The sequence below is a fragment of the Candidatus Polarisedimenticolaceae bacterium genome, assembly GCA_036275915.1.
In the GTDB taxonomy this organism is placed as follows: Bacteria; Acidobacteriota; Polarisedimenticolia; order Polarisedimenticolales; family DASRJG01; genus DASRJG01.
In genome coordinates this window covers 92,304-115,995 of sequence record DASUCV010000011.1, presented here as the reverse complement: position 1 = coordinate 115,995, position 23,692 = coordinate 92,304, and the positions used below count along the sequence as shown (strand labels likewise).

Genomic DNA, 23,692 nt, shown 5'->3' with positions numbered 1-23,692 from the left:
TCGACGAAGCACCCGTTCAAGGGGCTCACCGCCAGGATGAAAGCGGCCGGGGAGCGGAGGGGACATGGCGATGGAAGCCCAAGCGGAAAACGCACTCAAAGGGAGCGTGCGCCTCGGGAACTACCTGAAGCGGCTCCGGGCTGGGTACGGGTACTCGCTCAGGAGGGTCGAGGAGCGCGCCAAGGCCGAAGGCGGCGAAATCGACAACTCTCAGCTCTCCCGGTATGAAAAGGGGATCTGTTATCCCTCGTTCGACAAGCTTCGCGTCCTGGCCAGCGTCTTCAACGTTTCGGTTCAGGCGTTCTCCGACGTCGTCGACCTGGAAGCTTATGAAGAACTGAAGCCGATCGAGGGTGATCCGGCCGCCATGGTCACGGAAGGCAATCTCGCGCTGAAGGCCGGCGACTTCGGCCAGGCTTTCGCGTACTACGAGTTCGCCCTCGACCGCCTTCACGACGGCACGACCGAGGGCGGGGACGTGCTCATCGCACAAACCCGGGTCAATCTCGCCATGGCGCTCTCGCGCCTCGGCAAGCTCGCGCTCGCGGAACAGGAGCTTCGCCAGGCGCTTCGCGGCGGGCCCGGCCTCAGCACGCTCATCAGCGCCCGCGCGCTGCTCAATCTGGCGAATCTCCACGCGGACCAGGGTGACTTGCTCCTCGCGGAGATCGAGGCTGAAAAGGCTCTCGGATTAGCGAAAACCGAGGAGCAGAGCATCCTCGCCGCGCGTGCGCTCCACACCCTCGGGCGCGTCCTCGCCTCCCGGCAGCGGCATCTCGAGGCGATCGAGCGGTACCGCGAGGCCGGAACGCTCTACGACACCTGCGGCGAGCCGCATGAAGCCGTGCGCGTCCGCATCAACGTCGGCGACAGCTACGTCGCCTTGGGCAAGACGAGGGAAGGGATCCGGCTGCTCCGGGCATCCTTGGCCGAAGCGCGGGCGATCGGACACCGCCGCCTCGAAGCCCAAGCGTGGAGCAATCTGGGCGAAGCGTGCCTGCGCGCCTCGGACCCCACCCAGGCCCAAGCGTGCTTCCGGCAGTCCGATGCGCTTGCCGGCTCGCCCGAGAAGTACCCCGACGTCCTGTTTTTCAACGCGTACTACGAATGGAAGATGGCGATCGATCAGGGGAACCCGACACGGGAAAAGATCGCTTTCGGACGGCTCAAGGTGCTCCGTTCGAGCCTCGAGCGCCGATTCCCCGAGGTGGAAGCTTTCGATTCGTTCGTCGAAAGGAGGCGGAGCGATGCTTGACCGTCGCGCGTTCCTCTCTTGCGTCATCGTTCTCGGCGTCGCGGCCGGCGGTGCGGCTCATGCCGGCATCGGCCGCGCGGACGCCGTCGCCCAGCCCGCGGCAAGCTCAGCTCATGCGCCTCTGCCCATGTTGAGCGTCCCGGCGACGCAGCGCGCCTGGCATCGCGTGCTCGCGACCTATGGATCGCTGCTCGGACTGGGCGGAATGCACTTCGTCGTCCTCCCCGAAGAGCCGACGATCGAGGGAATCCAGGACGGACCTGACGGCGTCGATCCGCTCGGGATCAAGGGATTCAAGGGTCTCCAGCCGAAGTACCAGGACGACCCGAACCCTTCGCGCTGATTTTCGTTCTGTTTTCGCCCGAGCGGCTGGTCGAATTCTGCCAGAAAACCCGTTGACACCCTTCATTTAGCTCCCTATCATCCGCGAGGTGGTCGGAAGTGGAATGAAGTGGGCCGACGTGCCCCTCCTCCTCCCCTTCTGATCGTCCACGGGCGGCTGAAAAAGACGAGGCGAGGTCTGGCGCGCGCGAATCCTGTCGCGCAACCGCCCGCTCTCTCCTGAGCCCGTGGACGGGAGGCGGCGATGTTGCGTGGGAGCGCTCTGGCGAAGCTCGACGACAAGGGCCGCCTGAAGCTTCCCTCGACGTTCCGGCCGGTGCTCGACGCCAAGCATTCGAGCGACTTCTTCGTCACGAGCCTCCGCGGCGAGTCCGTTCGGGTCTATCCGATGGACGTCTGGTCGCGCATCGAGGAGCGCCTGTCGCACGCGTCGTCCATGAACCCCGCGGTCATGCGGTTCAAGAACGCCGTGAATTACTACGGTCAGTCGTGCCCTCTCGACGCCCAGGGCCGGATTTTGGTTCACCCGTTGCTGCGCGAGCGAGCCGGCGTCCGCGGCGAGGTCGTCGTCCTGGGCCAGCAGGATCACCTGGAAATCTGGAACCGGGCAGCGTTCGAGGAGCGCTTGGCGGCCGAGCCGCTCAGCGATGCCGATCTCGGGACGCTCGCCGATCTGGGCATTTGACATGCTTGCCGAGCGGATGATGAACGACGCGGAAAGGGTCCACGAGCCCGTCCTGCTCGAGGAATCGATCGAGCTGCTCCGGGTCGTGCCCGGTGCCGTCGTCATCGACGCGACGCTGGGGCCGGGCGGCCACGCCGAGGCCCTGCTCGAGAGGGTCGGTCCCGAGGGCCGCGTCATCGGGATCGATCGCGATCCCGCGGCGCTCGATCTCGCGCACCGGCGCCTCGCGAGGTTCGGACGGCGATTCGAAGCGCACCAGGGCCACCATCGGGACATCGCCGCTCTCATGCAGGACTCGGGCGTCGTGATCGTCGATGCCGTCCTCGCGGACCTCGGCATCTCCTCCGCTCAGCTCGACGATCCGGCCCGCGGATTCTCGTTCGCCGCCGACGGCCCGCTCGACATGCGCCTCGATCCCGCGTCGGGCGAGCCGTCCGCCGCCGATCTCGTCGCGCGCTTGGGCGAGGGCGAGCTGCGCGAGCTCATCGCGACGTGGGGCGAGGAACGGCTGGCCGGCAGGATCGCGCGTGCGATCGTCCGCGCGCGTGAGGAACGGCCGATCCGTACGACCGGTGAGCTGGCCTCCCTGGTCGAGCGGACGGCGGGACCCGCCGCGCGGCGATTCCGGATCCACCCGGCGACGCGCACGTTCCAGGCGCTCCGGATCGCCGTGAACCAGGAGGTGTCCTACCTGCCCGCGTTCGTCGCCGGCGCGGTGTCGCTCCTCCGGCGTGGCGGGCGCCTGGCCGTCATCTCGTTCCACTCGCTCGAGGACCGGGCGGTGAAGCGCGCGATGCACGGTCTCGCCGATCGTTGCGTCTGCCCGCCTGGACTTCCGGTCTGCGGCTGCGGCCGCGAGAACATCGTCCGCATCGTCACCTCCCGCGCGGTGGTTCCCGGCCAGGCCGAGGTCGAGGCGAATCCCCGCGCGCGGAGCGCGAAGCTGCGCGTGGTCGAGAGGTTGTGATGGGACCCCAAGCATCCGAGCACGTCCGCCGTTGGCGGAACCAATCGATCCACCGCGAGGTCGACAAGCGCCATGCGCGCTGGGTTTGGACGGTCGCCCTCGGCCTCGCCGTCGCCGGCATCCCGTTCATCGTCTACCTCCTGCAGACGATGAGCTACGTGCAGGCGAGCTACGCCATCGAGAACATCCGCGCGAGCGAGGCACGCCTCGACGAGCGGGAGCGGCGCCTGCGCATCGACAAGGCGTCGCTCGAATCGCTCCCGTCCGTGGAGTCGCGGGCGGTCCGCGACCTCGGCCTCGAGCATCCGTCTCCCTCGCGCGTCGTCGTCGTCGCGCCGGGAGAGCTTCCGGCCGCCCGGCCGCGCTGATCGGAACGGTGACCGTGCGCGCGGCAGCCGAGGATCCGTAGCGTGAGGAAGCAAGACCCGATCCGCAGTCGCGCCGTGATCGTCGCCGCCGTACTCGGATGCGCCGCGTGCGGGATCGCGTGGCGTCTCGTCACCCTCCAGATCTTCGAGGCGGATCACCTCCGGGCGCGCGCGCGGCGGCAGCACGAGCAGGTCATCGAGGTCGGCGGGCAGCGCGGTTCCATCCTCGACCGGAACGGCCGCGAGCTGGCCGTGAGCCTCAACACGCAATCGCTCTACGCCCACCCGTCGCGTATCAAGGATCCCGACCGGCTCGCGCACCTCATCGCTCCCTACCTGGGACGCCCCGAGCAGGAGCTTCGGACGCAGCTGCGGTCGGACGAGCCGTTCGTCTGGCTGAAGCGCCGCATCGACCCCGTGCAGGCGAAGCCGATCGCCGAGCTCGATCCGCAGATCGGCCACGGCGGCCCGATCGACTTCCAGGAGGAGCCGAAGCGTTTCTACCCGCAGGGGGCTCTCGGCGTGCATATCGTCGGGGCCACCGATACCGATCAGCACGGGACCGCGGGAATCGAGAAGAAATACGACGACGCGCTCCAGGGTGACTCGACGAAGTTCCTCGCCGTGCGTGACGCGAAGGGCGCGATGCTCCTCCAGCAGCTGCGCCCTCCGGCCAAGCGCAGCGGGGACGTCGTCCTCACGATCGACCTCGTGCTCCAGCACATCGTCGAGCGCGAGCTGGACCGCGCCATGGAAGAGACCGGCGCGCGGGCGGCCACCGCGATCGTCGTCGACCCCAAGACGGGCCAGGTGCTCGCCCTCGCCAACCGGCCGACGGTCGACGCTCAGTCCTACGGCAAGGGATCGGACGAAAGCCGGCGGAACCGCGCCGTCGAATCGCTGTACGAGCCGGGCTCGACGTTCAAGCTCGTCAGCGCGTCCGCGGCGATCGAGCGCGGCACCGTCACACCCGAGCAGCGGTTCGACTGTTCGAAGATCACCGTCGCCGGCAAGACCTACACCGACGTCCACAAGTTCGGCGTCCTGTCGGTGCGCGAGATCCTGGAGCACTCGTCGAACGTCGGGATGGTGCAGGTCGGAAGGACGGTCCCCAAGGAGTTCCTGCGCGAGACGATCGTGAACTTCGGGTTCGGCCGCAAGACCGGCATCGAGCTGCCTGGAGAGCGGAACGGGAACATCACGTCGCTCGCCCGGATGTCGCTCAACACGCCGTGCGCCTTCTCCATCGGCTACGAGATCGACGTGACGCCTCTCCAGATCGTGCAGGCGTACGCCGCGATCGCGAACGACGGCGTCCTCAATCCCATGCGCATCGTCCTCGGGACCCGCGACGAGAACGGCACGGTCACGCCGGTCGAGGCGCCAGAGCCGCGGCGGGTTGTCTCGTCCCGCACCGCGGCCTCGATGACGAACATGCTCGAAGGGGTCGTCATCCGCGGCACGGGCGAGAACGCGAAGATCCCCGGCTATCACATCGCCGGGAAGACGGGCACCGCGAAGAAGGTGCTCCCCGGAGGCGGGGGCTACACGGAGCACGAGTACTTCGCGTCGTTCGGTGGATTCGGCCCGCTGAACGATCCGCGCCTTTGCGCGTTCGTCGTGCTCGACACGCCGCGCGGGAGCTTCTTCTACGGCGGCCAGGTGGCCGCTCCCGTCTTCGAGCGCATCGTCGCGGACGGCCTCGCTTACCTGCGCGTGCCTCCGGACGACGATCCCTGGCAGGCGCGACGCGACGAGCTGAAGGCCGCGGCGGAGAAGAAGGCGAAGGCCGAGAAGGGAACGAAACGCAAGGACGAGGAGAAGTCCGACGGTCCCGCGCTCGTCGAGACCGCCTCCGGCCAGGTGCCCGACGTACGTGGGAAGACGGCGCGCGAGGCGATCGCGGCGCTCGTCGCGCGCGGCTATCGCGCGCGGGTCGAGGGCGACGGCGTCGTCGTGCGCGTGACGCCGGCCGCGGGAACGCCTCTCGCCGCGGGTCAGGCGTGCGTCCTTCACCTCGGCGATCCGAAGGCGATCGAGAAGGATCCGGCGCCGCTCGACTCCGGGACCGACGCCCCCACCCTGCTCGCGGCGCGCAAGACGTCACGGCGGGCGCGATGACGCCACGTCCTCTGGCGTCGCTCCTGGCCGGAGCCGGGGTCACCCCTCGATCGATGCCGTCCTCCGATCCTCCCGTGAAGGGACTGAGCTCGGATTCGCGCCGCGTCGCGTCGGGCGATCTCTTCTTCGCGCTTCGCGGCCTCAAGGACGACGGCGTCCGGCACGCGGGCGAGGCCGTCGCGCGCGGTGCGGCCGCCATCGTCGCCGAATCCAAAGCACCTCCCGGAATCGGCACGGAATGGGTCGAGGTCGCGTCGGCGCGGCTCGCCATGGGTCTCGTCGCTCGTGAATGGTTCGGCCGGCCCGACGAGGCGATGACGCTCGTCGGCGTCACCGGCACGAAGGGCAAGACGACCGTCACCTACCTCGTCGAGTCGATCGCGGCGGCGGCCGGGCGTCGCGCAGGACGGATCGGGACCGTCGGCGTCGCCTACGGCGGCCGCGAGACGACGGCGGAGCGCACGACACCCGAGGCCACCGACCTCTACCGCTTGCTCGCGGCGATGCGCGATGCGGGCACCGATCTCGTGGCGATGGAGGTGTCGTCCCACGCGCTCGTCCTCGACCGCGTCGCCGGAGCGCGCTTCACGGTGGCGGCGTTCCTCAATCTCGGCCGGGATCATCTCGACTTTCACGGCTCGCCGGCCGCGTACTTCGAGGCGAAGGCGCTCCTGTTCGACAGGCTGCGCGTCGGCGATACGGCGGTGTTGTCGGCCGACGACGAGGCGCACACCGCCCTCGCCGCCCGGACGCGAGGGCGCGTGCTCACCTTCGGGCGCAGCCCGGGCGCCGCGGTATGGATCTCGTCCGAGCGCTCCGGGCTCGACGGATCCGCGCTCCGCCTCGAGACGCCGAAGGGCCCGCTGGATCTCGAGACGCCGCTTCCCGGCCCGTTCAACGTCATGAATGCCGCCGCCGCGGCCGCGTGCGCCCTCGCGCTCGAGGTCCCGCCGGACGCCGTCGCCACGGGCATCGCTCGGGTCGCGCGCGTCCCCGGGCGGCTCGAGCCCGTCGGTTCCGGGCAGCCGTTCGCGGTGCTCGTCGATTACGCGCACACGGAGGAGTCGCTCGACGCGGTCTTGCGGGCGGTCCGCGCGATCACGCCCGGCCGGCTCACGGTGGTGTTCGGATGCGGCGGCGACCGGGACCGCGGAAAGCGGCCGGGGATGGGCCGGGTCGCGGCGCGTCTCGCCGACCGCGTCGTCCTGACCTCCGACAATCCGCGCAGCGAAGATCCCGAAGCGATCCTGCGGGACGTTGCCGCGGGAGCGCTCTCCGAAGGCAGGAGCCGGGTGACGACGGTCTCCGATCGTGCCCGCGCGATCGCGACCGCGCTCGGCGAGGCGCAGGCCGGCGACGCCGTCGTCATCGCGGGGAAGGGCCACGAGACGACCCAGACCTTCGCCGACCGCGTGGAGCCGTTCGACGACCGCGACGTGGCGCGCCGCGTGCTTGCCGATCTCGGATATGCCGGAGGCCGACGTGCCGACGCTTAGCGTCGAAGAGCTGGTCGAGGCGACCGGCGGACACCTCGTGTCCGGCGATCCACACGTGCGTGTCGCGTCGTACGCGATCGACACGCGCAAGCTGGCGGCCGGCGGGGCCTTTTTCGCGCTCCCCGGCACCAAGACCGACGGCCATGCGTTCCTCGGGGACGCCGCCCGCGCGGGCGCCGCTGCGGCGATCGTCTCACGCGTCCCCGAGAGCGGCCGGCCGTTTCCCGGAGCGCTGATCCAGGTCGACGATGTGACGGCAGCCCTCGCGCGCTGCGGCGCCTACGCCCGCCACCGCGTCGGCGCCACGGTCGTCGCCATCACCGGAAGCGCCGGCAAGACGACGACCAAGGAGTTCGTGGCGGCGGGGCTCGCCGCGGGGCAGCGGGTCCACCGCACGACCGGCAATCTCAACAACGAGCTCGGCCTCCCCCTCTCGCTGCTCGGCTGCCCCGACGATGCCGAAGCCGCCGTGTTCGAGATGGGAATGAACGGCCCGGGCCAGATCGCGTTCCTCGCGCACCTCGCGGATCCGGACGTCGGACTGGTCACGAACGTCAGGCCGGTCCACCTCGAGTTCTTCAGCTCGATCGACGACATCGCCGCGGCGAAGGGCGAGCTGTTCGCCGTACTTCGCGACGACGCGATCTCCGTCGTGAACCTCGACGATCCGCGCGTGCGGGTCCAGGCCGCCCGCCACGCCGGCCCGCGCGTCACTTACGGCCGGTCGGAGAGCGCCGACCTCGTCCTCACCGGCCTCACCGACCGGTTCGTGCCCGGCGCGACCGTGACGTTCCGCCACCAGGGCCGCTCGTACGAGATCGCGCTCAAGATCGGCGGATCGCACGCGGCGCTCGACGCCTTCGCCGCGGCGGCGGTCCTCGTCGCCTGCGGCGCGCCGCTCGACCACGCGCTCGAGGCGATCGCGCGCGTCGAGCCCGCGCCGGGGCGCGGCAGGCTCTCCCATCTGCCGGGCGGCGTCATCGTCGTGGACGACACCTACAACAGCAACCCTGAGGCGCTCGCGTCGGTCCTCGCGACGCTCGCCGCCAGCACGCCGCCGGGCCGCCGCGTCCTCGTGATGGGCGACATGCTCGAGCTGGGACCGGAAGCGCCCGAGTTCCACCGATCGTCGGGAGAGCTGGCGGCGCGTTCCGGCGTCGCGCTCGTCGTCGGCGTGGGCCCGCTCGCGCGTCACGCGGTCGAGGCGGCGCGCCGCGCGGGCGTCGACGCTCAGGGCGCCGACGATGCGGCGCAGGCCGCGCGTCTCGTGCCGCCGCTCGTCCGTCCGGGCGATCTCGTCGTCGTCAAGGGCTCGCGGGGTGTGAAGCTCGAGCTCGTGGTGGAAGCCCTGGTCGCACGGCAGGGCGAGGCTGCCTGATGTTCTACCACCTGCTCTACCCGCTCCACACCAGCCTGCGGGTGTTCAACGTCTTCCGTTACATCACGTTCCGCACGGCGATGGCGATCCTAACCGCGATGATCGTCTCGTTCATCCTCGGGCCGTGGCTGATCCGCCGCCTCCGCCTCTTCCAGATCGGCCAGGAGATCCGCGAGGAAGGGCCGAAGAGCCATCAGTCCAAGCGCGGCACGCCGACGATGGGCGGGCTCCTCATCCTCACCTCGGTCCTGCCGACGACGCTCCTCTGGGCCGATCTGACGAACGTCTTCGTGTGGATCGCCGTCGTGTCGATGGCCGCGTTCGGCGCGATCGGATTCTGGGACGACTACACGAAGGTCGCGAAGAAGAGGAATCTCGGCCTCACCGCGCGCCGCAAGTTCACGCTCCAGATCGCGCTCGGTCTCGTGATCGGTTTCTTCCTCTACTGGATGTCGCTCGAGGGCGTGTTCTCGACGCGCCTCATCTTCCCGTTCTTCAAGTCGTTTTCGCCGATGCTCGGCGTTGCGTTCCCGCTCTTCGTCGTGCTCGTCCTCACGGGGGCGTCGAACGCCGTGAACCTGACCGACGGATTGGACGGTCTCGCGATCGGCTCGACCCTGATCGCATCGACGACCTTCATGGTGCTCGCGTACGCCGCCGGGAACGCGATCGTCGCCGACTACCTGGGCATCGCGAACGTCAAGGGCACCGCGGAGCTGACGATCTTCTGCGGTGCGCTCGTCGGCTCCTCGCTCGGCTTCCTCTGGTTCAACGGCCACCCGGCCGAGGTCTTCATGGGCGACGTCGGGTCGATGGCGCTCGGAGGCGCGCTCGGGACGGTCGCTCTCTTGATCAAGCAGGAGTTCGTGCTCGTCATCGTCGGCGGCCTCTTCGTGCTCGAGGCGTTGTCGGTCATCCTTCAGGTCGCGTCGTTCAAATCGCGGGGCAAGCGGATCTTCCTCATGTCCCCGCTGCATCACCACTTCGAGCTGTCGGGCTGGAGCGAGACGAAGGTCGTGATCCGTTTCTGGATCGTCGCCATCATCTTCGCGCTCCTCGGCCTCGCGACGCTCAAGCTGAGGTAGCCGTGCCGAAGCGCCGCTCGTTCGACCGATGGCTCCTCCTGACCTCGCTCGTCCTCGGCCTCGCGGGGTTCTTCATCGTCGGCAGCGCGTCCCACTACATCGCAATGAGTATGGGGAAGGACCCGACCTACTTCCTCGTGCGCCACGGCGTCTTCCTCGCGGTCGGGGTCCTCGCCATGGCGGGAACGATGGCGCTGCCGCTCGAGCGCTTGGACGAGCGCCGCACGGCGCTCTCGCTCGTCGGCATCACAGTGGTCCTCCTCCTCCTCGTGCTCGCGATGCCGGCCGCGGGCGGCGCGCACCGGTGGTTCCGGCTGGGTGGGCTCGGGCTGCAGCCGTCGGAGCTCGCGAAGATCGCGACGGTGATCCTCCTCGCGCATCTCCTATCGAGGAAGTCCGCCGCCGAGGTCAACGATTTCCGCCGGTCGCTCGGACCGATCGCGGCGCTCGTCGGCGCGATGGCCTTCCTCATCGTCATCGAGCCCGACCTCGGATCGGCGGTCATGGTCTTGGCGACGGCCGCCGTGATGGTCTTTGTCGCCGGCCTCGAGTGGCGTTACATCGGCGCCGCCGCCGGAGTCGGGATCCTCTTCGTCGTGCTGGCGGTCGTCGCGCAGCCGTATCGGATGAAGCGCATCGAGACGTTCCTCCACCCCGAGAGCGACACGCAGGGCGCCGGCTTCCAGCTCGCGCAGTCGCTGCTCGCCGTCGGGAGCGGCGGAGCCACCGGGGTCGGGTTCGGCATGGGCCAGCAGAAGGCGTACTACCTCCCGGCCGCCCACACCGACTTCGTCTTCTCGGTCGTCGGCGAGGAGCTGGGCCTCATCGGCACGCTGCTTCTCCTCGTGGGTGTGGGCCTCTTCACGTGGCGGGGCCTGAGGGCGGCGGTCTATTCGCCCGGGCGGTTCTCGTTCTACATCGCGCTCGGGGGCACGATGCTCGTCAGCCTCCAGGCGCTCATCCACATGGGGGTCTGCGTCGGCCTGTTGCCGACGAAGGGACTTCCGTTTCCGCTCTTGAGCTACGGCGGCTCTTCGCTCATCGCGTCGTTCGCCGTGATCGGGCTCGTCCTGAACGTCTCGCAGCATTCGAACTGAGGAGCCGGGTGGCAGCGTGGAGAGGAATCGCGACATCGTCTTCGCCGGCGGCGGGACCGGTGGCCACCTCTTCCCTGCGCTCGCCGTCGCGGACGAGCTGCGCCGCCGCCATCCCGAGCGCCGGGTCCGCTTCGTCGGGGCGCGCAACGGCCTCGAGGCGAAGCTCGTGCCCCGGGCCGGGTACGACCTCACGCTGCTGCCACTGTCCGGACTCAAGGGTGCCGGGGCGCTCGCCCGTCTGCGATCCGCGGCGTCGGCCTCGCTCGCTGTGGTCCGCTCGGTGGGAGCGTTCGTGCGGCGCCGGCCCGCGCTCGTCGTCGGGGTCGGCGGGTACGCGTCCGGGCCCGCGGTGCTCGCGGCGTGGCTCGTGCGGGTCGAAACGATGCTGATGGAGCAGAACCACTTTCCCGGAGCGACGAACCGCTGGTTGGCGCCGCGCGCCTCGGCGGTGTGCGTGCCGTCCGAGGCGGCCAAGGCCCGGCTCCACGGGATCGGCATCGTCACCGGAAATCCAATCCGTCCCGAGTTCGCGGCGATCGGGCCCGCGCCGGGAGGAGCACGCCTCTCGCTCCTCGTCTTCGGCGGCAGCCGGGGGGCGAGGTCGATCAATCGGGCGGCCGTCGACGCCCTCCCGCGCCTCGCCGCCATGAGCCCGCCGCCGCGGGTCGTCCACCAAACCGGCGTGGAGGCGCACGAGCAAGTGGCGCAGGCCTACGCGGCGCACCCGGAGCTCGACGCCCTCGTCCGGCCGTTCTTCGACGACATGCCGGAGAGGCTCGCCGCGGCCGACCTCGTCGTCTCGCGCGCCGGGGCGACCACGCTCGCCGAGCTGGCGGCCGCCGGCCGCTCCGCGATCCTCGTGCCGTTCCCTCACGCCGCCGACGATCACCAGAGGATGAACGCGGAGGCCGTGCGGGACGCCGGCGCCGCCGTCGTGATTCCCGATGCGGAGCTCGAGGGCGCGCGCTTGGCCGCGGAGATCGCCTCGCTCGCGGCCGATCCGGCCCGTCGCGCGAGCATGGCCGCCGCCGCGAAGACGCTCGCGAAGCCGGACGCCGCGCGACGGATCGCCGATGTCGCCGATCTCCTCCTCGGCGGGACGACGGAGGGCCGCGGTGTTTCGTAAGGTGCGCCGCATCCACTTCGTCGGCATCGGCGGCTCGGGGATGAGCGGCATCGCGGAGGTCCTCGTCAACCTCGGCTATCGCGTCACGGGATCCGACCTCGCCCAGGGTGACGCCACGCGACGGCTCAAGAAGCTGGGTGCCAAGGTCATGAAGGGTCATCGCGCCGATCACGTCACGTCGGCCGACGTCGTCGTCGTCTCGTCGGCGATCCGGCCCGACAACCCGGAGGTCGTCGAGGCCCGCCGGCGAAAGATCCCGGTGATCCCTCGCGCCGAGATGCTCGCCGAGCTGATGCGGCTCAAGTACGGGATCGCCGTCGCCGGAGCGCACGGGAAGACGTCGACCACCGCGATGATCGCGGAGGTGCTCACGGAGGGTGAGCTCGATCCGACCGTCGTGATCGGCGGCCGAGTCAAGTCGCTCCGCTCGGGGGCGAAGGTCGGCAAGGGCGAGTTCATGGTTGCTGAGGCCGACGAGTCGGACGGCTCGTTCCTCAAGATGAAGCCCACGATCGCGGTCGTCACCAACATCGACCGCGAGCATCTCGACCACTACGCCGGCCTGGGTGAGATCCAGGACGCCTTCGTGAAGTTTCTCTCACGCGTCCCGTTCTACGGGGCGGCGATCGTCTGCCTCGACGAGCCGAATCTCCGCGCGATCCTCCCCCGCGTCGACCGCAAGCTCGTCACCTACGGCCTCTCGAGCGACGCCGATCTCACCGCCGACCACGTGACGTTCGACGGCTTCGGCGCGACGTTCACCGCGCGGCAGCGGCGGGACAAGCTCGGCTCCGTGCGTCTCAAGGTACCGGGGCGCCACTCGGTCGCGAACGCGCTCGCCGCGATCGCGGTGGGCCTCGAGCTCGACGTGCCGTTCTCGAAGATCGCCAAGGCACTGCGCCGGTTTCGCGCGGTCGACCGGAGGTTCCAGCTCAAGGGCGAGGCGTTCGGGGCGCGCGTCGTCGACGACTACGGGCACCATCCCACCGAGATCGAGGCGACGCTCGCGGCGGCGCGCGACGGCTTCGGTGCGCGCACGGTCGTCGTGTTCCAGCCGCACCGGTACACCCGGACGCGCGCGCTTCTCGAGGAGTTCGGCCGCGCATTCGCGCTCGCCGACCGCGTCGTCGTCACCGAGATCTACGCGGCCGGCGAGCCGGCGATCGAAGGGGTCGACGGCCGCTCGGTCGCGGAGGCGATCGCGCGGAGCGGCCACCGTGACGTGACATTCGCCGAACGCCTGGCCGAGGTGCCGAAGATCGTCCGCGCGGCGATCCAGCCCGGGGATCTCGTGCTGACGCTCGGCGCTGGAGACGTCTGGAAGGTCGGCGATGCGCTCCTCGCCGAGGCGGCGGAGGCGACACCGTTGCGCCGCAGGAAGGAGGCCCGTTGATCGAAGAGGGCCGCACCTTCCCCGAGCCCGACCGCCGCTACTGGCGTCGCCGCGTCAACCGGCACGTCCGGAAGGCCCGGCGCACGCGCGTCCTCCTGCGGTGGGCCGGAATCCTCGCGGCCAACCTCGCCATCGGCGCGATCCTCGTCGCCTTCGGAGCGTCGGTGGCTCGGCACTTCGCGACCTCGACCGAGCTTTCGGTGAAGACGATCGATGTCGAGGGCGTCCTTCACACGAACGCCGATTCGGTGCGCGCCGTCCTCCGGCCGTACGTCGGCCGGAACCTCGTCGAGCTCGATCTCGACGAAGTCGCGAAGGCCGCGACGAAGGATCCTTGGGTCAAGGAGGCGACGGTGAAGCGGGTCCTGCCGGGGGTCCTGCGCGTTTCCGTCACCGAGCGCACGCCGGGCGCGCTCGCGCTCCTCCGGGGAATGGTTTACGTCGTCGACGACGGCGGGTTCGTCATGGGTCCGGTCGGCCCCGATTTCCCGTACGACTTGCCGCTCCTGACCGGGCTCGACCGCTTTCAGGGCGAGGCGCTGGGAGCTGCGCTCGCGCGCGGCGTCGGGCTCCTCATGACCCTCCACCGTTCGCGGACCGCTTGGGCGCGCGGAATCTCCGAGCTAGATCTCTCCCAGCCGGACCGCGTCGCCGTCTCGCGCGTCGACGATACCGCCGAGATCCTCCTCGATCCCGACGACGTCGATCGCAACCTCGATGCGTACCTCGCCTTGAAGCCGATGATCGCGCGGAAGGTCGGACCCGGGGGACGGGTCGATCTCCGCTGGAACCGAAGAATATCCATCCTTCCCGCCGCGGAACCTCCCGCCATGGAGAGTGATTAGACATGCCGAAGAACGAGCGCTACATCGTCGGACTCGACATCGGAACCACCAAGATCTCGTGCGTCGTCGCCGAGATGCGGGAGAGCGGGTCGGTCGACATCGTCGGCCTCGGCTCAGCCCCTTCGCGCGGCCTGAGGAAGGGCGTGGTCGTCAACCTCGATGCGACGGTCGATGCGGTCCGGTCGTGCGTCGAGGAGGCCGAGATGATGGCCGGGGTCGCCGTCGAGTCGGCGACCGTCGGGATCGCCGGCGGCCACATCCGCTCGTTCAACAGCCGCGGGGTCGTCGCGATCGCCGGGAAGGAGCGGACGGTCTCCCGGGAGGACCTGCGCCGGGTCATGGACGCCGCCCGCGCGGTGTCGATCCCTCAGGACCGGGAGATTCTCCACGTGCTCCCGCAGGAGTTCGTCCTCGACGACCAGGGCGGGATCACGCAGCCGGTCGGGATGACCGGCGCGCGCCTCGAGGCCAACGTCCACATCGTGACCGCCGCGACGACCTCGATCCAGAACCTCGTCACATGCGTGAACCGCGCCGGGATCGAGGTGCGCGACACCGTGCTCGAGCAGCTCGCGGCCTCCGAGGCCGTCCTCGCCGCCGACGAGCGCGATCTCGGCGTCGCCCTCATCGACATCGGCGGCGGCACGACCGACCTTGCGATCTTCGAGAAGGGATCGATCTGGCACACCGCAGTGCTGCCCGCGGGCGGCGATCACTTCACCAACGACCTCGCGGTCGGCCTGCGGACGCCGATCCCCGATGCCGAGCGCCTCAAGAAGAAGCACGGCTGCTCGCTCGCGACGCTCGTCGAAGGCGATGAAGGGATCGAAGTGCCGTCGGTCGGCGGACGCAAGCCGCGCATGCTCAGCCGTCAGGTGATGGCGGAGATTCTCCAACCGCGCGCCGAAGAAATTTTTACTCTCATCCACGAAGAGGTCGGACGCGCCGGCTTCGAAAAATTATTGAACGCGGGAGTCGTTCTCACGGGCGGAGGCAGCCTACTTCCTGGTATGGTGGAGGTCGCGGAGCAAGTGTTCGATCTCCCCGTGCGCCTCGGGCAGCCCGGGGGGGTCAACGGCCTGACCGAGCCCGCCTCAGGACCGCAGTTCGCGACTGCGGTCGGCCTTGCGCTGTACTCGGCGCGACACACGAAAGATCACCCGCGTGGCTTCTCCGTGGCACCGGGCATGTTCGTGAAGTTGGGCCATCGCGTTCGTAATTGGTTCGCGGAGATGTTCTGACCATGACGAGGAGATCGCGCATGATCACGATGGACGACAACTCGGGTCGCAAGAATCAGCCCGTCAAGGTCAGCTTCGACGACACCGCACCGGCCGCGGCGAAGATCCGCGTCATCGGTGTCGGCGGAGGCGGCGGCAACGCGGTGAACCGCATGATCGCCGCCGGTGTCGCGGGGGTCGAGTTCGTCGCCGCGAACACCGACGTCCAGGCGCTCCGCAGCAACCGCGCGCCGCAGAAGCTGCAGCTCGGGATGAAGCTGACGAAGGGGCTCGGCGCCGGCGCGAACCCCGAGGTCGGGAAGAGCGCGGCGAACGAGGACAAGGAAGAGATCCTCGAGGCGCTCGCGGGCGCCGACATGGTGTTCATCACCTCGGGGCTCGGCGGCGGCACCGGCACGGGAGGCGCGCCAGTCATCTCGCAGATCGCACGTGACGCGGGAGCGCTCGTCGTCGCGGTGGTGACGAAGCCGTTCGCGTTCGAGGGCCGCCGGCGCCGTATCCAGGCCGACGAGGGGCTCGCCGCCCTCCGGCAGGTCGTCGACACGGTCATCACGATCCCGAACGACAAGCTCCTCCACACCGTCGAGAAGGGAACGCCCCTCGCCGAGGCGTTCCTCATGGCCGACGACATCCTCCGGCAAGCGGTGCAGGGGATCTCCGACCTCATCACCGTTCCGGGCGAGATCAACCTCGACTTCGCCGACGTCAAGACGATCATGTCGGGGATGGGCATGGCGCTCATGGGAACGGGGATCGCCGACGGTGAGCACCGCGCCGTCGAAGCGGCCCAGCGCGCGATCTCGTCGCCGCTCCTCGAGGACACGTCGATCCACGGCGCGCGCGGCGTCCTCATCAACATCACCGGCGGCGAGGACATGTCGCTCCACGAGGTCTCGGAGGCGGCGAACATCATCCAGGAGGCCTCCGACCCCGACGCCAACATCATCTTCGGGACCGTCATCGACCGTGCGATGCAGGGCAAGGTCAAGGTCACCGTCATCGCGACTGGCTTCAACCGCGACGACGTGCGCTCCGGGATGTCGATGTCGATGAAGACACCGGTCCGGACGATGGAGCGGATGGCACCGCCGGAACCCGCCGACGAGCCGGTCCCGAACCGCCCGAGCCGCGGTTTCTTCCGGCGCGGGCGCGTCGAGGAGCCGGAGCTCGAGCCGGCCGATCAGGGATTCGGCCCGAACTTCGGCAAGATGAAGGACGATCTCGACGTCCCGGCGTTCCTGCGCAAGCAGATGGATTGACGGGAAGTTCACAGTTGACAGTTCACAGTCGACAGTACTGTTGACTGTGAACCGTAGACTGTAAACTTCCCCCGCGTGGACACCGTACGCATCCTGGTCGTCGACGACGATCCCCAGACGGCGCGGCTCGTCCGCGAGTGGTATCGGAATCAGCCGTTCGTGATCCTGGAGGCGGGCGACGGCGACGAAGGAGTCCACCGCGCCGCCTCGGAGCACCCCGACATCATCCTCATGGACCTGATGATGCCGCGGACGAACGGGTTCGCCGCGTCGAAGCGCCTGAAGTCTTCCGCCGCCACTCGGAACATCCCGGTCATCCTCCTGTCGGCCAAGCGCGACCCGCAGACGAAGCGTGAAGGGTTCGACGACGCGGGGATCGACGACTACGTCGAGAAGCCGTTCAATTTCGACGAGGTCGACGCGCGGATCCGCGCCATGCTGCGGAAGCGTGAGGTCCTGCTCACGCTCGAGACGACCAACCGCGAGCTGCAAGCCTCGAACGCCCAGCTCGAGGAGATGGCGACGATCGACTCGAAGACCGGACTCGCGAACTACCGGCTCTTCATCAAGCGTCTCCACGAAGAATGGGTCCGCTCGGAGCGCTACGGACAGGCGCTCTCCCTCGTCATGCTCGATCTCGACGACTTCAAGAGGATCAACGACACGCTCGGCCATCAGGCGGGCGATCGCGCCCTCCGCGAGTTCGCCATGCTCGTCTCGGGCGGCGCACGCGCCACCGACCTCCCTGCACGCTACGGCGGCGAGGAATTCGCGGTTCTCTTGCCTCACACCGAGGGCGAGCAGGCCGAGCGGGTCGCCGAGCGTATCCGCGCGGCGGTGGCCGAGTTCAACTTCCTGGAATCCGACCACCGGCTCAGCCTGACGGTCTCGGCAGGTGTCGCGACCTTCCCCTCGAACTCCGAGATCGCCTCCGCCGATCAGCTCGTCGCCGCGGCCGATCGCGCGCTCTACGCGGCGAAGAAGGCGGGGAAGAACCGGATCGTCGTCGCTCCGGCCTAAGGACGGAGCTCCCGCCAACCGGCGAATACGTCGCCGATCGAGACATCGATCGCCTGGACGACGCGATCGAAGAACGCCTTCGCCTTCGACGGATCGAGAACGGGCGCGCCTTCGCCCTTCGTCTCGGGGCGGTCGAGGATGATCGAGGCGGGAAAGGGGCGCGCGCGTAAGCCGTGACGTCGGGCGAACCGGCGAATCGCCGTCGCACGCTCCGTGTCGATGAGATCGGGCGCCACCGCGAGCACCATCGCGGTCTCCTCGACACCGGCGTGGCCGGAGACCGTGCCGGGGTAGATCTCCGCCGTCGCGTCCTCGGCGAACCCCCACCACTCGACCGCGACGGCGAACGCGCGTTTCTCGTTCCAGAGCCGCGCGACGACGTCGGCCACCTCTTCGCTCTGACCGCCGTGCCCGTTCAGGATGACGATCCTCCTGAAGCCGGTGTCGACGAGCCCCGCCGCCGCCTCGAAAAGATAGGCACGGAACGTCGCCGAGGAGACGGTGGTCGATCCCGGATACGGAAGCAGAGAGTTCGTGACACCGTAGGCGACGCTGGGTGCGATCAGCGCGTTCCACTTGGGCGCCAACCGCACGGCGAGCGCCTCCGGGATGATCGTGTCGGTCCCCAACGGGATCGCGCCGTGCGCTTCGATCGTCCCCACCGGAACGATCGCGAGATCGCACGAAGCGGGAACGAGCGCGCGGAACCGCTCCCAGCTCAGATCGTTCAAGCGATGTGTCATCGGGATCGTCTCCATGCGGCGGCGCAGGCGGTGACGAGCCCCGCCGCCGCGAGCCAGGCGGGAACGTCGCCCGCGCGATCGTAAACCGTCGGCGGGCCTGCGAGCGGCAGCTCCCCGACGCGCACGTCCTCGACATTGAGATCGGTCCACGCGAGATCCCGGCCGAGAGGATCGATGAACGCCGAGATACCGCTGTTGGCGACGCGGACGAAAGAAGTACGGTTCTCGATCGCCCGGAGGCGGTCGGTGTTCGCCTGGTAGGTCTGGAAGAAGGTGGTGCCGAACCAGGCGTCGTTCGTGATCACCGCCTGGATCTTCGCTCCCGCGTTACGGAGCTTCCGCTGCAAGTCGAAGTACAGCTCCTCGTAGCAGACGCTGACGCCGATCGCCGTGCCATCCACCGGCAGCGGTGCGATGCGGGGCCCCGGCGTGAACCCGCCGGCGAGCCAGTGCATCCATCCCCCGCGGCCGGACAGGAGCGGGCCGAGGACCGGCTTGAACGGCACCGCCTCGACGAACGGCACGAGGTAGACCTTGGCGCTCCACGCATCGTCGAGCTTGCCGTCGGGGTGTACGACGAAGACCGCGTTGTAGAAGGCCTGCGGCCGGTTGTTGCGCACGATCCCATACTCCGCCCCGACGACGAGCGTCACCCCCAGCTCGCGTGCGAGCGACTGCACGTCACCGATCGCGTAGGTTTGCGGCCGGTCGGGCCAGTGGTAGAACGGCCTCGGCCACGCGGTTTCCGGCCATACGATGACCTGGGCCCCCTGCCCCGCCGCACGGCGCGTGAGATCGAAGAGCAGCTTCTGCTGCGCCGCGTCGGTGGCGGGATCCATCTTCTCGAGGAGCGGGACGTTGGGCTGGACCAGGCCGACCTTGAGCGTGCCGGCGGGTTGCGGAGGATGCCCCCACGACCAAGCGTCGTACGCCAGGACACCCCCGATCAGAACGAGCCACGAGGCCACCGCGAATGCGCGGGGCTTCCGCCCCGAAGCAGACCACGCGTCGAACAGAAACACGTTCGAGAGCAAGAGCACCAGACCGATTCCGTACGGACCCCCGAGATCGGCGAATTGAACGAGAAACGGGTACGTCGCGGCGGATTGGCCGAGGTGTTGCGCGGTCATTCTGAGGTCGCCATGGGCGAGCACCCACTCGAGGGTGAGCCACACCGACGGCAGGAGGATCGCGTACGACCAGCCGGTCCGCTTCCGCGTCCACGCGAGAACGATCACGAGCAGGGCACTTCCGGCGGCAAAGATCGCGGCGAGGCCGACGTAAGCGAAGATCGCGAGGAAGCTCATCTGCAGCATCGCGCGCATCCAATGCAGGATGAGAAGGTTCCACGCCATGCCGAAGACGAAGCCGCCGTTGCGGAAGAAGCGCCACGGCCGGTCGAGGTTCGCATCGAGCCAGATCAGCAAGGGGACGAGCGCGACGAGGCTGGGGACGACGAGGCCGAGCGTGAAGTAGCCGAAGGCGAGGAGGACGCCGGCGAGGACGGGAAGCTTGAAGGGGTGGCGAGCGAGAGCGGTCAAAGCGCGATGCTATCATCCGCTCGATGGGGAAGTCCAGCAGAGAGAACGAGATCAAGCTGGCGTTCCCTTCGGCAGGCCTCGCGCGGGAAGCACTCGAAAGAGCGGGCGCCCGTCTCTCCATCCCGCGCCGGTTCGAGGACAACGTCGTCTACGATCGCGACGGCGGCGCGCTCGCGCGGAGCGGTCGCGTCCTTCGCGTGCGCCGCGACGGGAACCGCATCGTGCTGACCCTGAAGACGCCGGTCGAGGGGACGCACGTGCACAAGCTCAAGAACGAGTTCGAGACCGAGGTCGGCGATCAAGGAATGCTGATGCGCATCTTGGCCGAGCTCGGTTTCGCGCCTGCGTACCGGTACCAGAAGTACCGGACGTCGTTCGCGCTCGACGAGGTCGATGCCGAGCTCGACGAGACGCCGATCGGCACCTTCGTCGAGCTCGAGGGTGGCCCGGAGGCGGTCGATCGCGCCGCAGCCTCGCTCGGTGCCTCGCCGGGTGACTACATCGTGTCTACGTATCGCGAGCTGCACGAGCACGACGCTTTGCTTCGGGGTGTCCCCGTGGGTGACCTCTTGATGACGGAGGAAGCATGAAGGCGATGCTCCTCGCGGCGGGGATCGGCGAGAGGATGCTTCCGCTCACGCAAACGGTGCCGAAGCCGCTCATCCCCGTGCTCGGCCGGCCTCTGGCACCTCAGATCATCGCGCGCCTCGCCGCCGAGGGAATCGAGGAGGCCGTCGTCAACGTGCACCACCTTCCCGACGAGCTCCGTCATGCTCTCGGCGACGGACGCCTCCTCGGTCTGAACGCGCTCGATTTCTCGGTCGAGAGCGAGCGCCTTCTCGGGACCGGCGGAGGCCTGAAGGCGGCGGAGGCGATGCTGCGCGGGAGCGGGACGATCCTCGTCCGCAATGCGGACTTCCTGGCCGACATCTCGCTCGCGAGCGCGCTCCGCTCTCACCTTCGCTCGGGATGCCTCGTCACGCTCGTCGTCGTCCCGCATCGGCCGGGATACACCCCCCTCACCGTCGGCGACGACGGTCGCGTCGTCGCCTTCGGAAGCAAGAAGGACAAGGGCGGTTCGGGCCGCTACCTCTTCACGGGCTACCACCTCATCGAAGAGGAGGTGCTCGACAGGATCCCCAGCGGCCGGCCGTCCGACATCGTGCGCGAGGTTTACTTCGATCTCGTCGCAGGGGGACAGCTCAACGCCTACGTGCACGACGGCTTCTGGTGGGAGTTCGGTGAGCCGCACGAGTACCTCGAGGGATCGATCCGGCTCGTCTCGATGGATCCCGAAGCGCGGGCGCGCCTCGGCAACTTCGACCCTGTGCGCACCTTCGATACCGCCACGGTCGCCGTCGGGCCTGGGGCCGATCTCCACGCGGAGCACATCCGACTTCGTGGCACGCTGGCGATCGGCCTGGGGGTCATGGTGGGAGAGCACGCCGTTCTCGAAGATTCGGTCGTCATGCCCGAGAGCTGGGTGGGACCGGGCTCGTCCCTGACGCGGTGCATCGTCGGCCCGGGCACCGAGATTCCGATCGACTTCGAGGCGGCGAATGCCGTCATCGTGGCGGCGCCGGAAGGCGACATGGCCGTGCCCATGGGGGCCGAGCGCATCGCAGACCTCCTCGTTCGGCGGTTCGACGGGGCGTCCGCCCGTTGACCGCACTGCGGCCCGATCTCGGATCGGCCATCGAGGCGCTCCACCCGGGCGCACGCTGGTCGACGCTGCCGGGAGACGCATCGACCCGCCGCTTTCATCGCCTCTTCCTCGAATCCGGCGGCACGCGCATCGTGATGGACTATGGGGCGCCGTTCACCGGCGAAACCGATGACGTCAAGCTCGCGAGGATCTTCGAGCGCGCGGAGCTCCCCGTGGCGCGCGTCCTCGACGTGCTACCGGATGCCGGCGCGATCGTCCTCGAGGATCTCGGCGACGTGACGCTGGAAGAGGCGCTCGGTCGCGCCGATGAAGGGCGGGCGCGGTCGCGCCGCGAGCTCTACGGCTCGGCGGTCGGCCTCGCGGCGCGGATCGCGACGCGGGGAACGGACGCGCTCGGGCGCTCGGACCGGGCCGGCGGACCGGCACTCGACCAGGAGCGCTTCCTCTTCGAGATGCGGTATTTCCTCGAACACTACGTCGGCGGGCTCCTGCGCCGCCACGATGCCTGCGCCGCACTCGAAGAGCCTCTCTTCGCGCTCGCGGTGACGGTGGCGAAGCATCCACGCGTGATGTGCCATCGCGACTACCACAGCCGGAATCTGATGGTCACGCATCACGGCTCGCTGGCGATGGTCGACATCCAGGACGCCCGATGGGGTCCCGACACGTACGACCTCGCTTCGCTTCTACGCGACGCCTACGTCGACTTCAGCGAGGAGGAAGTGCGCGAGCACCTCGAGGCGTACCGCGTTCACCTCGACGCGGCCGCGGATGGCGAGGCGTTCCGCCGCCGCTTCCACGAGGCCGGCGCGCAAAGGATGATCAAGGCGCTCGGCACCTTCGGCTATCAGATCTCGCGGCTCGGGCGCGAGCGCTACCGGAGCGCAATCCCACGCACCGTTGAGCGCTTGCGCCGGCTCCTCCCGGGCGACCGTTCGACAGCACCGCTCGGCGCTCTTCTCGAAGAAGTGAAGGCTCTAGCCGGATAGTCTTTGGGTGTCCACGATGATGCCCGGCACGATCGGTCCGTCGGCGGTCACCCGAGGCGCACCGAACGTCGCGCAGCAGGCTTGCGCCAGGTGCGCGGGCTCTCCCCGAAACCAACGTTTCTCCCCGTGAGGAAGGTCGAGCTCCACCACCCAATCCTCCGGACCAAGCGGAATCACGCGGGCTCGTGACGCGATTCCCGCGACTCGTGGAGACATTTCGGTATCGGTGGATCGGAGAACTTGGTTCGTCGGCCGCATTTCCGGCGGGTCACGGAATGAGCGACGGCAAAGACACCCGCCGCTATCGGTTTTCGTTGGGAAGCCTGCGTCATCGAACCGGCCACCCACAAGCCCTTCGGGGTGCGAGGGCTCGTCGGTCAGCACCCACGATGTGGGAAGTTCTTCACCACCTCGAGCCGCGAGCGCCGCGACTATAGGTGCCGCCCCGTCGGGCAAGAGCGCGATCTTGGCGGTTCCCGATTCTATCGACACTTTCAGAAGCTCGTTCGAGCCGGGTTCCCATTGGGTGGTCACCCGCTTGGCGAGGATCCTCGCCGGCTCCTCGAGTGTTCGCCACCAAATCCGCTGCCGCCGTCGCTGCGCCACCCAGCCGGTCGGACCGATCAGGATCTCGGTGGTGGTCCCCGCCTCGATCCACTCCAGACGATCTCGCCTCACCCACTCGCGGAGCTCTTCGGGCTCCGCCGGCGCGAGCATCGGGTCGAGGTCGGTCGATCGATAGTCGCCCTCTCGCCCGTCGGGCGTGAGACCGCAGACCTGCTCCCCTCCTTTGTGCGCCTCACGCGCGGCCCACACGATCGCGCCGTCAGAGGAACCAACGCACGCGCCGAAGCGCGCGCGACCGCCACGCTCGTCGAACAAGCGCACCGCAACCCCGGCGTCGTGCACCTCGCGGACCGCATCGTTCGCTTCGACGCGTCGCCGATCGCTGACCTTCACGTACAACTCGATGCGGCCAGACTCGCGCGCGATGCGCCGCCAACACCCAAGCGCGCGCTCCATGATGACCTCGGTGTCCATGGCGGTCATCGTTCCTCGCTCAAAACTTTCTCGT

General features: G+C 68.9%; 22 protein-coding genes. 19 read left to right on the top strand and 3 right to left on the bottom strand.

Features of this window, described 5'->3' with window-relative positions; all coding sequences use genetic code 11:
• The first annotated feature begins 64 nt into the window (after nucleotides 1-64).
• From VFV19_10095 to VFV19_10020, 16 genes are all read left to right on the top strand, one after another.
• Complete coding sequence (locus VFV19_10095; GenBank protein ID HEX4824656.1) at nucleotides 65-1,255, top strand: tetratricopeptide repeat protein; 1,191 nt, start codon at nucleotides 65-67, stop codon at nucleotides 1,253-1,255.
• Entirely contained in the window at nucleotides 1,248-1,598 is a 351-nt protein-coding gene (locus VFV19_10090; protein HEX4824655.1) for a hypothetical protein, read from the top strand. The genes VFV19_10095 and VFV19_10090 overlap by 8 nt, the downstream gene beginning before the upstream one ends.
• 243 nt (nucleotides 1,599-1,841) lie before the next feature.
• On the top strand, nucleotides 1,842-2,282 hold the full coding sequence (locus VFV19_10085) for a hypothetical protein (GenBank protein ID HEX4824654.1): 441 nt from the start codon (nucleotides 1,842-1,844) through the stop codon (nucleotides 2,280-2,282).
• A gap of 19 nt (nucleotides 2,283-2,301) precedes the next feature.
• Nucleotides 2,302-3,249, top strand: coding sequence for a 16S rRNA (cytosine(1402)-N(4))-methyltransferase RsmH (rsmH, locus tag VFV19_10080; GenBank protein ID HEX4824653.1), 948 nt, complete (start codon nucleotides 2,302-2,304; stop codon nucleotides 3,247-3,249).
• Nucleotides 3,249-3,617, top strand: a complete 369-nt coding sequence (locus VFV19_10075) for a cell division protein FtsL (protein ID HEX4824652.1) — start codon at nucleotides 3,249-3,251, stop codon at nucleotides 3,615-3,617. The genes rsmH and VFV19_10075 overlap by 1 nt, the downstream gene beginning before the upstream one ends.
• A 42-nt stretch (nucleotides 3,618-3,659) precedes the next feature.
• A complete protein-coding gene (locus tag VFV19_10070) occupies nucleotides 3,660-5,738 on the top strand; it encodes a penicillin-binding protein (GenBank protein HEX4824651.1) in 2,079 nt (692 codons plus the stop codon).
• Nucleotides 5,735-7,234, top strand: coding sequence for a UDP-N-acetylmuramoyl-L-alanyl-D-glutamate--2,6-diaminopimelate ligase (locus tag VFV19_10065; protein HEX4824650.1), 1,500 nt, complete (start codon nucleotides 5,735-5,737; stop codon nucleotides 7,232-7,234). The genes VFV19_10070 and VFV19_10065 overlap by 4 nt, the downstream gene beginning before the upstream one ends.
• Nucleotides 7,221-8,612, top strand: a complete 1,392-nt coding sequence (murF, locus tag VFV19_10060; GenBank protein ID HEX4824649.1) for a UDP-N-acetylmuramoyl-tripeptide--D-alanyl-D-alanine ligase — start codon at nucleotides 7,221-7,223, stop codon at nucleotides 8,610-8,612. The genes VFV19_10065 and murF overlap by 14 nt, the downstream gene beginning before the upstream one ends.
• Nucleotides 8,612-9,697 (top strand): phospho-N-acetylmuramoyl-pentapeptide-transferase, encoded by a 1,086-nt coding sequence (gene mraY / locus VFV19_10055; protein HEX4824648.1) that lies wholly within the window; start codon nucleotides 8,612-8,614, stop codon nucleotides 9,695-9,697. Before murF ends, mraY begins: the two co-directional genes overlap by 1 nt.
• 2 nt (nucleotides 9,698-9,699) lie before the next feature.
• The gene (gene ftsW / locus VFV19_10050) at nucleotides 9,700-10,794 is read left to right on the top strand and encodes a putative lipid II flippase FtsW (protein HEX4824647.1); all 1,095 of its coding nucleotides are present in this window, start codon (nucleotides 9,700-9,702) and stop codon (nucleotides 10,792-10,794) included.
• 16 nt (nucleotides 10,795-10,810) lie between these two features.
• Entirely contained in the window at nucleotides 10,811-11,920 is a 1,110-nt protein-coding gene (gene murG / locus VFV19_10045) for an undecaprenyldiphospho-muramoylpentapeptide beta-N-acetylglucosaminyltransferase (protein ID HEX4824646.1), read from the top strand.
• Nucleotides 11,910-13,313, top strand: coding sequence for a UDP-N-acetylmuramate--L-alanine ligase (gene murC, locus VFV19_10040; GenBank protein HEX4824645.1), 1,404 nt, complete (start codon nucleotides 11,910-11,912; stop codon nucleotides 13,311-13,313). The genes murG and murC overlap by 11 nt, the downstream gene beginning before the upstream one ends.
• Complete coding sequence (locus VFV19_10035) at nucleotides 13,310-14,158, top strand: FtsQ-type POTRA domain-containing protein (GenBank protein ID HEX4824644.1); 849 nt, start codon at nucleotides 13,310-13,312, stop codon at nucleotides 14,156-14,158. The genes murC and VFV19_10035 overlap by 4 nt, the downstream gene beginning before the upstream one ends.
• A gap of 2 nt (nucleotides 14,159-14,160) precedes the next feature.
• Nucleotides 14,161-15,399: a cell division protein FtsA gene (ftsA, locus tag VFV19_10030; GenBank protein HEX4824643.1), complete on the top strand. Its 1,239-nt coding sequence runs from the start codon at nucleotides 14,161-14,163 to the stop codon at nucleotides 15,397-15,399.
• Between the two features lie 2 nt (nucleotides 15,400-15,401).
• Nucleotides 15,402-16,658: a cell division protein FtsZ gene (gene ftsZ, locus VFV19_10025; GenBank protein ID HEX4824642.1), complete on the top strand. Its 1,257-nt coding sequence runs from the start codon at nucleotides 15,402-15,404 to the stop codon at nucleotides 16,656-16,658.
• 75 nt (nucleotides 16,659-16,733) lie between these two features.
• Entirely contained in the window at nucleotides 16,734-17,678 is a 945-nt protein-coding gene (locus VFV19_10020; GenBank protein ID HEX4824641.1) for a diguanylate cyclase, read from the top strand.
• Here the strand turns inward: VFV19_10020 and VFV19_10015 are convergent.
• Both VFV19_10015 and lnt read right to left on the bottom strand, forming a co-directional pair.
• Nucleotides 17,675-18,421, bottom strand: a complete 747-nt coding sequence (locus tag VFV19_10015) for a creatininase family protein (GenBank protein ID HEX4824640.1) — start codon at nucleotides 18,419-18,421, stop codon at nucleotides 17,675-17,677. The genes VFV19_10020 and VFV19_10015 overlap by 4 nt on opposite strands.
• Nucleotides 18,418-19,962, bottom strand: coding sequence for an apolipoprotein N-acyltransferase (gene lnt, locus VFV19_10010; protein ID HEX4824639.1), 1,545 nt, complete (start codon nucleotides 19,960-19,962; stop codon nucleotides 18,418-18,420). The genes VFV19_10015 and lnt overlap by 4 nt, the downstream gene beginning before the upstream one ends.
• 23 nt (nucleotides 19,963-19,985) lie before the next feature.
• Here lnt and VFV19_10005 point away from each other — a divergent pair, with 23 nt between their 5' ends.
• Genes VFV19_10005 through VFV19_09995 form a run of 3 tightly spaced genes read left to right on the top strand, consistent with a single transcriptional unit; the run spans nucleotide 19,986 to nucleotide 22,617 of the window.
• On the top strand, nucleotides 19,986-20,552 hold the full coding sequence (locus tag VFV19_10005; GenBank protein HEX4824638.1) for a class IV adenylate cyclase: 567 nt from the start codon (nucleotides 19,986-19,988) through the stop codon (nucleotides 20,550-20,552).
• The gene (locus tag VFV19_10000; protein HEX4824637.1) at nucleotides 20,549-21,628 is read left to right on the top strand and encodes an NDP-sugar synthase; all 1,080 of its coding nucleotides are present in this window, start codon (nucleotides 20,549-20,551) and stop codon (nucleotides 21,626-21,628) included. The genes VFV19_10005 and VFV19_10000 overlap by 4 nt, the downstream gene beginning before the upstream one ends.
• Nucleotides 21,625-22,617, top strand: coding sequence for a phosphotransferase (locus VFV19_09995; GenBank protein HEX4824636.1), 993 nt, complete (start codon nucleotides 21,625-21,627; stop codon nucleotides 22,615-22,617). The genes VFV19_10000 and VFV19_09995 overlap by 4 nt, the downstream gene beginning before the upstream one ends.
• Here VFV19_09995 and VFV19_09990 read toward each other — a convergent pair.
• Nucleotides 22,606-23,667: a hypothetical protein gene (locus tag VFV19_09990; GenBank protein ID HEX4824635.1), complete on the bottom strand. Its 1,062-nt coding sequence runs from the start codon at nucleotides 23,665-23,667 to the stop codon at nucleotides 22,606-22,608. The genes VFV19_09995 and VFV19_09990 overlap by 12 nt on opposite strands.
• Nucleotides 23,668-23,692 lie beyond the last annotated feature (25 nt).

Coding starts and splice junctions, on each gene's coding strand:
- VFV19_10095 (HEX4824656.1), top strand. CDS start 65: ATGGCGATGGAAGCCCAAGCGGAAAACGCACTCAAAGGGAGCGTGCGC.
- VFV19_10090 (HEX4824655.1), top strand. CDS start 1,248: ATGCTTGACCGTCGCGCGTTCCTCTCTTGCGTCATCGTTCTCGGCGTC.
- VFV19_10085 (HEX4824654.1), top strand. CDS start 1,842: ATGTTGCGTGGGAGCGCTCTGGCGAAGCTCGACGACAAGGGCCGCCTG.
- rsmH (HEX4824653.1), top strand. CDS start 2,302: ATGAACGACGCGGAAAGGGTCCACGAGCCCGTCCTGCTCGAGGAATCG.
- VFV19_10075 (HEX4824652.1), top strand. CDS start 3,249: ATGGGACCCCAAGCATCCGAGCACGTCCGCCGTTGGCGGAACCAATCG.
- VFV19_10065 (HEX4824650.1), top strand. CDS start 5,735: ATGACGCCACGTCCTCTGGCGTCGCTCCTGGCCGGAGCCGGGGTCACC.
- mraY (HEX4824648.1), top strand. CDS start 8,612: ATGTTCTACCACCTGCTCTACCCGCTCCACACCAGCCTGCGGGTGTTC.
- ftsA (HEX4824643.1), top strand. CDS start 14,161: ATGCCGAAGAACGAGCGCTACATCGTCGGACTCGACATCGGAACCACC.
- ftsZ (HEX4824642.1), top strand. CDS start 15,402: ATGACGAGGAGATCGCGCATGATCACGATGGACGACAACTCGGGTCGC.
- VFV19_10015 (HEX4824640.1), bottom strand. CDS start 18,421: ATGACACATCGCTTGAACGATCTGAGCTGGGAGCGGTTCCGCGCGCTC.
- VFV19_10005 (HEX4824638.1), top strand. CDS start 19,986: ATGGGGAAGTCCAGCAGAGAGAACGAGATCAAGCTGGCGTTCCCTTCG.
- VFV19_10000 (HEX4824637.1), top strand. CDS start 20,549: ATGAAGGCGATGCTCCTCGCGGCGGGGATCGGCGAGAGGATGCTTCCG.
- VFV19_09990 (HEX4824635.1), bottom strand. CDS start 23,667: ATGACCGCCATGGACACCGAGGTCATCATGGAGCGCGCGCTTGGGTGT.